Raw genomic sequence first — 12,362 nt, forward strand, 5'->3', positions numbered from 1 at the left:
TCGCCGAGCTCCTCCGCGACTGGGCGGAGGAGCTCGGCGAGGTGCGGGTGTCCCGCTCGATCAGCCGATCGGTGGTGCGAGGTATTCCAGGGCATAACCGTCGCCGGAGGGGGTTACGCGGGCGATGCCGGGTGAGTCGAGGTGGGCGCCGGCTACGAAGTGGTGTGGCCGGGTCAGTCGTTCGAGGAGCGCCGCTCGCGCGGTGCGGGCCTGGGACTGGTCGCCGTCGAGCTCCCAGGACACGTTCGGCTGATCGAATTGGAGCGTGGGAACGTGAACGGTGTCGCCCCAGGCGAGAAGGTGGTCGGTGCCGCTCCTGACCTCGTAGACGGTGTGACCGGGCGTGTGGCCCGGTGTCGGGATCGCGGTGGTCCAGTCGTTGATCGCTACCTTCTCCGACACGGATACGACCCGGTCGCGGATCGGCTCGAGCCGCCCCGTGAACACCGAGGTGTCGCCCGCGCCGATCCACACGCGCTCGAGTTCGGTGAACGCCTCTGAACCGTCCGGCGCGATCAGACCGCTGACGTGGTCTTCGTGCTTGTGGGTGATGGCCACATCGGTGACCTGCGCGCGGTCGATTCCCGCTTCGTCGAACGCGTCGTAGATCAATCCCATGGTGGGCTCGTGCCAGACGTTGGACGCGCCGGTGTCGATGAGGACCGACCGCGTGCCGTCGGTGACGAAGAAGGCGTTGACCGACAGCCGCAAGTTGTCGCCGGCCAACGGGACGGCGGCCGGCAGCTCATCGAGCGTGCGCCCATCCTCGTCGCGGAGCCGTGTCGGCGGCATGTCGATGTATCCGTCTCGCAACGAGATCACCTGCAGATCGCCGAATTCGAACGTGGCATGGTGCTGGCCACTCGAGATCAAACGCATGGAACCTCCGTCGTGGTGGGTGGACATCCCGTCTCCGATAGAAGAATCTATCTTCTTTAGGAGATCCTTACACTATGGGCCGGCGAGGTACCCATCGATCGAGGAGCATGGTGGCCAAGCAAGACGGAAACGCGGCCGAACCACAGCACGGTGACGAGCTGACCGGCGCGTTCGGCCGTAACGTGCGGCGACGCCGCGAGGAGGCGGGTCTCACGCTGGAGCAGCTGTCCACACAGTCGTCGGTCAGCCGGGCGATGCTGTCCAAGGTCGAACGCGGTGAGAAGAGCCCGACGATCGGCGTGGCGTCCAGGATCGCCCATGCGCTCAACGCGTCGCTCTCGGACCTGATCGGTGCGCCGGCCGCTGCCGCGTCTGGTGTGGCCGTTGTCATGCGCAAGAGCGATCGCCCCGTTTTCCGTGACCCGGAAACCGGCTTCGAGCGGCACATGGTGTCAGCGGCACCGGGCGCGGGAGGAGCCGAGATGATCGTCCACTACCTCCCCCCGCGGGTCTCTACCGGACTGCTGCCCGCGTATCCGCCCGGTACGGAGAAACAACTCCTGGTGCTCAAAGGCACCCTCACCGTCGCGATCGGCGGGATCGGCGAGACCCTGAACACAAGCGACTCCCTGTTCTTCCAAGCCGACACGGACCACGGCTTCGCCAACCGAACAGACGCTCCCTGCGAATACATCATGGTCATCTCGCGCAGAACCTGATTGGCCGCAGAGTCGTGTGGCTGATCGAAATAAGGTACGGGGATGGCTGAGCTGCACTCCTCGCCCACGTCGGATGAGAAGCTGATGGACGCGGCACGAGAGGGGGATCGCGGCGCGTTCGATCGCCTGGTGTCGCCCTACTATGGCGAACTCCACGCGCACTGTTATCGAATGCTGGGCGGAGTGCACGACGCCGAGGACGCGTTGCAGGACGCTCTCGTCGGAGCGTGGCGAGGCCTGGAGGGATTCGAGGGGCGCAGCTCAGTGCGGTCATGGCTCTACCGCATCGCCACCAATTCCTGCCTCAAGTTGATCAAGAAACGTCCGAAACGGCTGCTGTCGGCGGACTACCACCCGGCCAGATCCGCCACCGACGACCTTGGGCGCCCTGCGGCCGAGGAGTTCTGGATGGAGCCCTACCCCGAAAGCGCCTGGGGAGCGGAACCGGCCGATCCACAGGTCGTCTATGAACTGCGCGAGAGCGTGGAGCTGGCGTTCGTGGCTGCGCTACAGCACCTGCCGGCGACCCAGCGCGCGGTGTTGATCATGCGGGAGGTGCTGGCCTTCTCGGCGGCCGAGGTCGCCGCCGCGCTCGACACCTCGGTCGCATCGGTGAACAGCGCCCTGCAGCGTGCGCGGGGCAGCCTGGACCAGCGCGTGTCAGGCCAGAGTCAGCAGGCGACCTTGCGCGAGCTGGGCGACGAAGCATGCCGTGCGCTGGTGACAGACTTCGTCAGCGCGTGGGAGCGCGCGGATGTGCCCGCCTTGGTCGGAATGCTCGCCGAGAATGCTCGTCTCACCATGCCGCCGCTGCCCGCCTGGTTCGACGGTCCGGAAGACATCGGTACGTTCCTGGCCGAGCGAATCTTCGATCGATCCTGGCGGATGGTTCCGGCGTCGGCCAACGGTCAGCTCGCGTTCGTGGGCTATCGCGCGAGCGACGATGGTGCTCGGTTTCTGCTGGCCGGGCTCAACGTCGTCACGCTGCGCGGCGACCGAATCCTCGAGATCACCTCTTTTCTTGATCCCCGGATGATCGAGGCGTTCGGTCTGCCCGCAGAGCTGACCGACTGAAGCCCGACGGAACAGGCGCCCGGCGATGCGCCGAAACTCGTTGCCACCGGACCGATGAGTTCGGCGTTGACGCTGACTCCCTACCCATGAAAGGCGCAAAGAGCGCCTGCCGCGAGAGTAGGAGAACGTCATGCGCAAGGTCATCCTGTTCGTCAACATCACCATCGACGGTTACCTGTCCGGGCCGAACGGAGAGCTGGACTGGATGATGGTGCCCGACCCGGAGATGAACCAGACGTTCACCGACGAGCTGCGCGCCGAGGTGGACACCATCGTGTCCGGTCGCATCGCTCACCAGGCTTTGGACGCCAACTTCCGGGCCCAGGCGGCCGACACCGCCAGCCCGCCCGCGTTGGTGGACTTCGCCCACTGGATGATCAAGACACCAAAGGTGGTCTTCTCGCGGTCGCAGTCCGACGTCGGCGAGAACGCCCGCCTGGCCACCGCCGACATCCCCGAGGAGATCGCAGCGTTGAAGGCGCAGCCGGGAAAGGGCATGGTCCTGTTCGGCGGCGTCGACACCGTACAGCAGTTCGTCCAGCACGGACTCGTAGACGAGTACTGGATCAAGCTGTACCCCAGCGCGCTTGGCGAGGGACGGCCACTGTTCACCGATCTCCAGCAGCCCCTGAACTTGACCCTCGTCCACAGCAAGACCTACGACTCCGGCATCGTCACCCTCCGCTACACCCCGGCCTAACGGCGAAAGCGAATATCACGCCGGTCATCCGAAGAACACCGTATGACCGGCGTGATATTCGCCGGGGACATCAACGGCCGTCGCAGCGATCCGCTCAGTGGCGGGCGCGGATCGGCCAGCGGTCCACCACCTGGCCGTCCTCGACCACGTGCAGGCGGCTCCACATGTTCGTCGTCCCGCAGGCGTGGTTGGGGACGACGCGAAGAAGGTCGCCGGGGCGCAGCCGCGCCGTGCCCTCGCCGGTCAGGTAGCCATGCTCCTCGTTGCCGTTCGCGAAGAGCACGTCCTCCAGCGGCCGGCCCGCCACGTCGCAGACCGTGCCCAGGCTTCCGCCCGCGAGACCGTCGGAGCTCATCGCCTTGATGCCCGCGTCCACGATGGCGGTTCCCCGGCGTTGCGTGCTGACCACCCGCGTCAGCACGGTCTGGGCGCAGCGGTCCGGCGTCGCGCTGCCCAGCCGTACCTGGCCCGAGTCGTAGTAGACGTACGTGCCGGGCCGTGCCTCGGTGACGCCCTCGGCGAACGGCGCCGACGTCGCGCCCGGCGTCGAGCCGACCGACACGATCGGGCAGTCCAGCCCGGCGGCGCGCAGCTTCGCCGCGACCGAGGCCAGCAGCTCACCGGCCCGCGTGCCCGCCTCCTCCAGGGCCGTACGGTCCCCGTACGTGCCGAGATGCCCCTCGTGGGTCATGACACCGCGCAGGGCGAACCCCGGCAGCGAGGCGATCCGCGTCGCCGTCTCCACCGCGCGGTCCGGGTCGACCCCCGTACGGCCCAGACCGGTGTCGACCTCCAGCAGGAACGGCACGGCCACCCCGCCCGAGGCCAGCGGCGCGGCCACCTCCACCGAGTCCAGCCCGAGCGTCAGCCCGCCGCGCCGCAGCGCCCCGATCGCGAACGCCACCTTGGCCGGACCGACCGGCTGGTGCGCCCACAGCAGGTCGCCGACCCCCTCGTCCTGGAGCAGGCGCACCTCGGCGGGCGTGGAGCAGGTGAAGCCGATCGCGCCCTGGTCGAGCTGGCGCCGGGCCACCTCCAGGCACTTGGAGGTCTTGAAGTGCGGGCGCAGCGCGACCCCCGCGCCGCGCATGGCGGAGGCCATGGACGCCACGTTGCGGTCCAGCCGCGCCCGATCCACCAGCAGCGCGGGCGTCGCCAGCGCGTCGAGCGACGTCACGCCAGCCCCATCTCGGCCCGCGGGTCCCCGTCCAGCAGCCACTCGATCGTCGAGGACTTGATCGGCGGGAACCCGGACGGGTGGGAGGAGGCCAACGATCGCAGGCCCTCGACCGCCTCGGCCGGGGTCCACAGCGGGAAGTCCGAGCCGAACACCAGCTTGCTCACCACGTCCCACTCCTGGGCGCGGGCCAGCGCGAGGTACCCGTCCAGGGGCCGAGCCCACGAGGCGGACACGTCCGAGTAGACGCGCCGGTTCTTGCGCAGCGTCACGATCGTCTCGCGCTGCCACGGGTGGCCGAGGTGGGCGATGATCTGCACGAGGTCCGGGTGCCGCCGCGCCACCTCGTCCACGACGAGGGGGTTGCTCACCGACAGGTCGCCGGCCGGGCTGGGCGTCGCCCCCATGTGCCAGAGCACGACCAGGCCGTTGTCGGCGGCGGCGCGGTAGAAGGCGTCGTGCTTCTCGTCGCGCGGGTCGAACAGGGCCAGCACCGGGTACAGCTTGATGCCGCGCAGCCCCCGGGCCACCCCGTCGGCGAGCTGGTCGAGCACGTCCGGGTCGGTGGGGTCGAGCGCCATGAACCCGATCGTCTCGGTGGTCGTCTCGGCGCAGAACCGCTCGGTGAAGTCGTTCGGGGTGAGCACGCCGGCGGCGGTCGCCCGGATGCCGAACACGCACGCCGCGGTGACCGGGGCCATCGCCCGGTCGTACTCCTCCGGTCCGTAGTCGTGTGCCTCGTGGCCGTACACGGGTTGCCAGTGCTTCTCCCACTCACAGCCCCAGTGCTCGGGCCGGTGGCAGTGCGTGTGAAAGTCGATCAACTCAGTCTCCCTGCCCGGCGCGGAGCACCGCTCCGGGCCGTTCGCCGAGGTGGGTGCCGTCCTGGACGACGATCTTCCCGTTGACCAGTACGGCGCGGATGCCGTCGGGGTACCGCTGAGGATCGGCGTACGTGGCGCGGTCGCCGATCCGGCCGAGCTCGAACACGACGACGTCGGCGGCCTTGCCGGGGACCAGTTCGCCGCGGTCGGTCAGCCCGGCGCGGGCGGCGGCGGCGCCGGTGCACTTGCGCACCGTTTCGGCGAGGGGGAGCCGCCCGGTGCGGACGTGGTCGGCGAACAGGCGCGGGTAGCAGCCGTACGAGCGCGGGTGCGGCACGCCGGCGCCGGTCGGGCCGTCGGGGTCGAGCGCCTGACCGTCCGAGCCGATCACCGTCGCCGGATGCCGCAGGACGGCGAGCAGGTCCTCCTCGCTCCGCCCCCCGGCCACCATCATCACCGCGTTGCCGAACTCGGCGACCAGGTCCAAGGCGACGCCTGCGCCGTCGTCGGCCAGGTCCGCGACGGTCCGGCCCTCGACGCCGGGGCGGTCGGCCGGGATGCGGCTGACCGTGATGTCGGACCAGCCGTTCGGCAGGTCCCGCCACTCCTCGCGAATCCGGTCGCGTACGCCGGGATCGGCGAGCCGGTGCCGCATCGCCTCCTCGCCGCCGGCCTGGGCCCAGGCGGGCAGCAGCTGGGACAGCGGCGCGTTGCCCGCCAGGTAGGGGTACACGTCCGCCGCCACGTCGATGCCGCGGTCGCGGGCGGCGTCGATCAGCTCCAGCGCGCGGGCGACCTTGCCCCAGTTGCGCCGGCCGACCGCGATCAGGTGGGAGATCTGCGTGCGGCAACCGGTGGCCTCCGCGACGCGCAGCACCTCGCGTACCGCGTCCAGCAGGTGGTCGCCGTAGTCGCGGATGTGCCAGGAGAACAGCCGCCCGCGGGAGGCGGCGGTGCGCGCCAGCGCGGTCAGCTCCTCTTCGCGGGCGAAGGTCAGCGGGGCGTACATCAGGCCGGTGGAGACGCCGGCGGCGCCCGCGTCGAGCGCGTCGCCGAGCAGCCCGCACATCCGGTCCAGGTCGGCGGGCGCCGCCTCCCGGTCGCCGAAGCCGATCACCCCGGCGCGCAGCGGGATGTGCGCGACCAGGGAGGCGACGTTCACCGCCGGCCGCGCCGCCGCCAGCACGTCCAGGTAGCCGGGCAGGTCGGTCCAGTCCCAGCCGACCGACGGATCCAGGTCGAGGTACCCCGCCGCACCACGCAGCGCGGCGATGTCCCCGAGCACGGGCGTGACGCCGAGGCCGCAGTTGCCGATCAGCTCGGTCGTGACGCCCTGCCGGACCTTGCTGTGCGCGGAAGGGCTGGACAACAGAGTCAGGTCCGAGTGGGTGTGCACGTCGACGAACCCCGGGCACACCACGGACCCGGACGCGTCGAGGACCCGGGCGGCGGTCCGCCCGGCCAGATCGCCCACGGCCTCGATGCGCCCGCCGGATACCGCGACGTCGGCGGTACGCTCCGGCGCTCCCGTGCCGTCGGCGACGAGTCCGCCCGCGATCAGCAGGTCCGTCATCAGCGGACGGTGTTGACGAGGTCGCCCAGACCCGCGAGACGGGCGGTCATCCGGTCGCCGGCCTTGAGGAACCGGTTGGTGGCGAGACCGACGCCCGAGGGCGTCCCGGTGTAGATCAGGTCGCCGGGTTCGAGGGTCATGATGCGGGAGGCGAAGGCGATCTGCTCGGCCACGGTGAAGATCATGTCGCCGGTGCTCCCGTGCTGCATGACCTCGCCGTTGACCTCCAGCGAGATCTCCAGGTCCTGGGGGTCGGACACCTCGTCGGCGGTCAGCAGCCACGGTCCGAGCGCCGCGAACCCGTCGAGCCACTTGCCGTTCAACCAGTCGAAGAACCCCACCGCCGAGTCGTCGGTGTCGCGTTCGTAGCCGTAGTCCATGGCGCGCGCCGACACGTCGTTGCCGACCGTGTAGCCCGCGACGTGCGCGAGGGCCTCCTCGACCGGGATGTCCTTGCCTCCGCGCCCGAGGACGACGACGAGCTCGACCTCCCAGTCGATCCGGTCGCTGACCGACGGCAGCGCGATGTCCTCGCCGGGGCCGCTGATCGCGGTGGGCGGCTTGAGGAACAGGCGCGGGGAGATCCGCGACTTGTCGATCCGCTCGCCGCCGGTCTCGGTGACGTGGTCCTGGTAGTTGGCGGCGACCGCGAGGATCTTGCCCGGCCGCAGCAGCGGGGCGAGCAGCGTCACGTCCTCCAGCGGGTACCGCGGCGCGTCCGTGTCCGTGTCGGAGCGGCCCAGCAACGGCGCGACGTCGCCGGCGCCGAGGTCGGTGACGTGCGTGTCGTCGATGATCCGGCCATGGCGGACCTGGCCGTCCTTGCGGTAGGTGGCGAGCTTCACTGTCGGCCTTCCTGGGAGTCGGGGGAGAGGGGGACGGGCCGGCCGGCCTCCAGGGACCGCCGCGCCGCCTCGACCACGCGGATCGCGGCGAGCGCGTCCGCGGGTCCGACCTCGGCGGGCCGGCCGCCGGTGATCGCGGCATGTAGTTCGGTCAGCATGAGGGCCACGGTGTCCGGCCCGGTCCAGGCGCTCCGCACGCCGGTGGAGGTGCGCAGCGTGGCGCCGGGCTTGGTGGCGTCCACGTTCATCACCCCGTTCGAGCCGCTGATCCGGTAGCGGTGCACGGCCAGGCCGCCGGGCCGCAGGTCGGCCGTCCCGCTGATCCGGCCGACGGAGATCGTGCTGGTCAGTCCGCGGTCGTGGTCGAGCAGGAGCAGAGTGACATCCCCGCTCGCACGGGCGTGCACACGGCGTACGGGCTGCCCGACGAGGGCGGCGACGACGTCGATCGGGTACAGGCCGAGGTTGGTCAGCTCGCCGAGCGGGCACGGGTCGCCGCCGGCGACGAGGAAGTCCGCCTGGACGTTCCAGGGCAGGCCGACGCGCCCGGCGGCGACGGCGGCCCGCGCCGAACGGACCGCGGGAGCGAAACGCTGGTGGTGCGCCGGCATGCAGACGGTGCCGGACTCGGCGGCCGCGGCGGCGGCCGCGGCGGCCTCCTCGGCGGTCAGGGCGAGCGGCTTGTCGGCGAGCACGTGCCGGCCGGCGCGCAGCGCGGTGACGATCGCCGTGGCGCGCTGGTCCGGCGGCAGGCAGACGCTCACCACCTCGGCGGGGTCGTCCGCGAGCGCCGTGGCGAGGTCCGGATACGAGGGAACGCCGAGGTCGTCCGCGCCGACGGCGCCGACCACGGTGAAGCCGGGGTGGGCCTGGAAGGCGGGCAGGTACATGGCACGCTGGTGGTCCTGGCCACCGCCAAGGCCGCCGAAACCCGCCAGCAGGACGCGCGTCATACCCCGGCCTCCGTCAGGACGTCGTCGACGCGTACCGGCTCGCCGGTCGCGATGGACCGTTCGGCCGCCACGCCCATGGCGACGGCGAGTACGCCGTCGCCGGGTGTCATGAGCGGTTCCGCGCCGCCGATGGCGTCGAGCCACGCGCCGAGCTGGACGGCGAACCCGTTCGCGCCCGCGGGCGGGAGCAGCCCGGTGCCGGACTCGTCGGTGACGATGCTCGCCTCGGCGTCCCAGGGCAGGGTCAGCACGCCGTGCTCGCCGACGACGAGGACGTCGCGAGCCGCGTACGTGGCCGGGCGGTGGCCGCGGCTCATCTCGCACAGCGCGGTCGCGCCGCCCGCGAACCCGACCGTCATCTCCAGGTAATCGTAGATGTCCAGCTCGGCGGCGGTCTGCTTACGGCCTCGCGCGTACACCGTCTCCGGCCGGTCGCCGGTCCACCAGGTCACCAGGTCGAGCAGGTGGACGCCGTTGTGGAGCGCGTGCCCGCCGGAGCGCGCCGGGTCGAGCACCCAGGCGCGCCAGTCCGGCCAGATCCAGCCGCCGAGGATGGCCAGGCGCAGGAACTCGGGGCGGCCGAGGTCGCCGAGGCCCTCCTTGACCGCGCGTGCGTAGTCGTAGCAGCGATGGGTGTGGGCCGGCATGAGAACGCGGCCGGCGTCGGCGAACGCGGCGGCGATGCGGCGTGCGCCGGCGACGTCCGTGGCGAGGGGTTTTTCGATCAGCAGGTGCCGGCCGGCCTCGGCCACGGCCACCGCGATCGGGGCGTGGGTGTGGTTGGGCGTGCAGACGACGACCGCGTCGACCTCGGGACGGGCGAGCGCCTCGGCCAGGTCGGTCGACCAGGGGACGCCGCCGTTCGCGCGCGCCGCGGCGGCGGCGCGGCCCGCGTCGAGATCGACGATGCCGACGAGGCGTGCCCGCGGGTCGGCGTGGATCGCCGCGGTGTGCTGCTCCGCGATGAAGCCGACGCCCACGACCAGCACCCCGACTGACGCGGAATGATGTTCCATGTGAACGGATCCTGAAGTGCGGCGCGGGGGACTGTCAAGGGGCCGTCGGGCGATATGGACGAGGTCACACGCTGCGCGAACCCTTGACATGAAATGACTTTCCATGAAGGCTTCGGGCGGAACACAGCCGCATCCGGTGCCCGCCGCGACGGTGACCTCGCATGTGCCGGGCACCTCGACTTGGGGGCCTGTCCATGACTTCCGCGGACCTCACCGGCGACTCCTCGACCGGCGCCAAGCTGCTCAACACCGCCCGGGACGTGATCCCCGGCGGCGTCAACTCGGCGACGCGTCTGGTCGGCGCGCCGTACGTCCTCACCGACGCCTCCGGCGCGTACGTGACCGACGCCGACGGCCGCCGCTACCTCGACTACCACGCCGCGTTCGGCGCGATCCTGCTCGGCCACCACGCGCCCGAGGTCGACGACGCGGTGCGACGCGCCGTCGGCGACGGCATCGACCTGGCCGGCTGGGGCGTGACCGAGCCGGAGATCGAGCTGGCCCGCCTGGTCGTGGAGACGATCCCCTCCGCGGAACAGATGATCTCCGCGATGAGCGGCAGCGAGGCGGTCGCCCAGGCCGTACGGCTGGCCCGCGCGATCACCGACCGGCCGCTGATCCTCAAGTTCCAGGGCGGCTTCCACGGCTGGCAGGACGCGGTCGCGCGCAACGTGATCTCCGCGCCCGACCGGGCGTACGGGCGGGACCCGCTCTCGCGCGGCATCCTCGAGGACGCGATCGAGTCGACCGTCATCGCCGAGTTCAACGACCTGGACTCCGTACGCGAGCTGTACGAGCGGCACCCCGAACGCATCGCCGCGGTGATCCTGGAGCCGATCCCGCACAATGTGGGCGCGCTCGTACCGGAGGCCGCGTTCCTGGAGGGCCTGCGGGCGATCACCTCCGAGCAGGGGTCGCTGCTCATCTTCGACGAGGTCATCACCGGGTTCCGGCACGCGCTGGGCGGCTACCAGCAGGTCAGCGGGGTACGCCCCGACCTGACGACCTTCGGCAAGGCGATGGGCAACGGCTATCCGATCGCGGGGCTCGCCGGACCGCGCACGCTCATGGAGCGGTTCAGCTCCGCGGGCGGCGACGTGCTGCTCGCCGGTACCTTCAACGGCAACCCGGTCTCCTCGTCCGCCGCCATCGCCACCATCACGTACCTGCGTGAACACCCGGACTTCTACGAGCGCACGCACGCCCTCGGCGACCGGATCCGTACGGGCCTGGGCGCGATCACCGAGGAACTCGGCATCCCGGCGGTCCCGGCCGGCTTCGGCGGCGTTTTCGCCCTCTACTTCACCGAGGGGCCGATCCGCGGCTACCGCGACCTGCTCCGCGACAACGACGAGGCGTACGTCGCCTTCCACCGACGCATGACCGACCGCGGGTTCTTGATGCTCCCGCTGGCGCTCAAGCGCAACCACATCTCCGCCGCCCACACCGAGGACGACATCGACCGCACGCTCGAGGCCGCCCGCGACGTGCTGCGCAGCATCCGCGACGACGGCCTGCTGGGGTAAGGCTCAAGCCAGGCCACTTGCCCCAAGGGACCAACAGTCCGTCGCGGCCTCCGTGTGACATCCGTGACCGGGAGGGTGCGGCCCTGTGCCGACCGGAGCGGGGCCTATGCGGGAGAGGGCCTGCCCAGGCTGAATGTCAGAACACGATCGAGCGCCGCCTGGCCTGCGGGCCCCCATGTCGGCTTGCCGCCAGGAAGACCCCGATCCCCGTTCTGGCCCATAAGGATGAGGAAAAGGCTCTTCATGGCAGCCAATCCTCGGGCGCGCCGAACCGTCGCCTCGTCCGCATGCGCGTACACCTCGAAGAACCGTGAGCCCGCGCCCGCGGGCAGGAGCAGCCACGCGGCCGCGAGGTCCCACGCCGGATCGCCGGCGAACATGGCATCGAAATCAATCACGCCCGAGAGCGTCCCGTCCGAGACGACGACATTCGCGGGATGGAGATCACCGTGCAGCCATACCGGCGGGCCCTCCCACTCGGGGGCCGCAACAGCATCGTCCCAGACGTCCCGGACGTCCCGGACGTCGGCGGCAAAGCCGCCGGGGGCAATGGCTTGCAAGAACTTCTCGAAGCCGCCCGTGCACTTCTTGGGGTGATCGCCGCGGTCCGAACTGGCCGGTGCCTCGGCGGGCGCCTCCACGTGGAGCGCCCTGAGGAAGCCCGCCAGAGCATCGGCCGCGTGGTCGTCGCGGCTGATCGAGGCGCAGTCGAGTGGCTCGCCGGGAACCCACGTCATAATGCTCCAGGGCCTCGGGAAGCGCACGGACGGTTCGCCGATTCGCACAGGAGTCGGCACCGGGAGCGGAAGACGCGGGGCCAGGACAGGCAGCCACCGGCACTCCTTGCGCAGGAGATCCGGGGCATCTTCCGTACGCGGCATGCGTACGGCCAACTCGTCCCCAAGACGCCACATCTGGTTGCCCCAGCCGCCCACTACCTCGCGGATGGGCAGCCCCGCAAGGTCCGGATGCTGGTCCTTGAGAAGGTCGTGCACCAGATCTTCAGTGATCTCGATCGCAGCGTCGGCCATGCGAAGCCACAGTACGCAAGCCAGCAGGCGGATAGGCGACCGCGA

12 protein-coding genes are annotated in these 12,362 nt (G+C 70.8%); 4 read left to right on the plus strand and 8 right to left on the minus strand.

Annotation, left to right across the window (positions count from 1 at the left end; genetic code table 11):
- Positions 1-60: 60 nt before the first annotated feature.
- Positions 61-879 (minus strand): MBL fold metallo-hydrolase, encoded by an 819-nt coding sequence (locus tag QSK37_RS21960; protein WP_285624195.1) that lies wholly within the window; start codon positions 877-879, stop codon positions 61-63.
- Positions 880-989: 110 nt separating this feature from the next.
- Between QSK37_RS21960 and QSK37_RS21965 the strand changes: the two genes are divergently transcribed.
- The 3 genes from QSK37_RS21965 to QSK37_RS21975 all read left to right on the plus strand — a co-directional run bounded on the left by QSK37_RS21965 (position 990) and on the right by QSK37_RS21975 (position 3,372).
- Positions 990-1,598 (plus strand): helix-turn-helix domain-containing protein, encoded by a 609-nt coding sequence (locus tag QSK37_RS21965; RefSeq protein WP_285624197.1) that lies wholly within the window; start codon positions 990-992, stop codon positions 1,596-1,598.
- A gap of 42 nt (positions 1,599-1,640) precedes the next feature.
- Positions 1,641-2,672, plus strand: a complete 1,032-nt coding sequence (locus QSK37_RS21970) for a sigma-70 family RNA polymerase sigma factor (RefSeq protein ID WP_285624199.1) — start codon at positions 1,641-1,643, stop codon at positions 2,670-2,672.
- A 130-nt stretch (positions 2,673-2,802) separates the two neighbouring features.
- Complete coding sequence (locus QSK37_RS21975; protein ID WP_285624201.1) at positions 2,803-3,372, plus strand: dihydrofolate reductase family protein; 570 nt, start codon at positions 2,803-2,805, stop codon at positions 3,370-3,372.
- 94 nt (positions 3,373-3,466) lie between these two features.
- On the opposite strand, the gene QSK37_RS21980 is transcribed toward QSK37_RS21975, so the two are convergent.
- From QSK37_RS21980 to QSK37_RS22005, 6 genes are read right to left on the minus strand one after another with little or no spacing between them, the layout of a single operon-like run.
- Entirely contained in the window at positions 3,467-4,549 is a 1,083-nt protein-coding gene (locus QSK37_RS21980; protein WP_285624204.1) for an alanine racemase, read from the minus strand.
- Positions 4,546-5,373, minus strand: a complete 828-nt coding sequence (locus QSK37_RS21985; protein ID WP_285624207.1) for an amidohydrolase family protein — start codon at positions 5,371-5,373, stop codon at positions 4,546-4,548. Before QSK37_RS21985 ends, QSK37_RS21980 begins: the two co-directional genes overlap by 4 nt.
- 1 nt (position 5,374) lies before the next feature.
- Positions 5,375-6,946, minus strand: coding sequence for an N-acyl-D-amino-acid deacylase family protein (locus QSK37_RS21990; RefSeq protein WP_285624210.1), 1,572 nt, complete (start codon positions 6,944-6,946; stop codon positions 5,375-5,377).
- Positions 6,946-7,791, minus strand: coding sequence for a fumarylacetoacetate hydrolase family protein (locus QSK37_RS21995; protein ID WP_285624212.1), 846 nt, complete (start codon positions 7,789-7,791; stop codon positions 6,946-6,948). The genes QSK37_RS21990 and QSK37_RS21995 overlap by 1 nt, the downstream gene beginning before the upstream one ends.
- Positions 7,788-8,744 carry a Gfo/Idh/MocA family protein gene (locus tag QSK37_RS22000; protein ID WP_285624215.1) on the minus strand — a complete coding sequence of 319 codons (957 nt, stop codon included), beginning with the start codon at positions 8,742-8,744 and terminating at the stop codon, positions 7,788-7,790. The genes QSK37_RS21995 and QSK37_RS22000 overlap by 4 nt, the downstream gene beginning before the upstream one ends.
- A complete protein-coding gene (locus QSK37_RS22005) occupies positions 8,741-9,760 on the minus strand; it encodes a Gfo/Idh/MocA family protein (RefSeq protein ID WP_285624218.1) in 1,020 nt (339 codons plus the stop codon). Before QSK37_RS22005 ends, QSK37_RS22000 begins: the two co-directional genes overlap by 4 nt.
- Positions 9,761-9,954: 194 nt before the next feature.
- Between QSK37_RS22005 and QSK37_RS22010 the strand changes: the two genes are divergently transcribed.
- On the plus strand, positions 9,955-11,286 hold the full coding sequence (locus QSK37_RS22010; RefSeq protein ID WP_285624220.1) for an aspartate aminotransferase family protein: 1,332 nt from the start codon (positions 9,955-9,957) through the stop codon (positions 11,284-11,286).
- A 104-nt stretch (positions 11,287-11,390) separates the two neighbouring features.
- Here the strand turns inward: QSK37_RS22010 and QSK37_RS22015 are convergent, their stop codons facing one another.
- The gene (locus QSK37_RS22015) at positions 11,391-12,317 is read right to left on the minus strand and encodes an aminoglycoside phosphotransferase family protein (protein ID WP_285624223.1); all 927 of its coding nucleotides are present in this window, start codon (positions 12,315-12,317) and stop codon (positions 11,391-11,393) included.
- Positions 12,318-12,362: the final 45 nt, after the last annotated feature.

The sequence above is a fragment of the Actinoallomurus iriomotensis genome, assembly GCF_030269445.1.
In the GTDB taxonomy this organism is placed as follows: Bacteria; Actinomycetota; Actinomycetes; order Streptosporangiales; family Streptosporangiaceae; genus Actinoallomurus; species Actinoallomurus iriomotensis.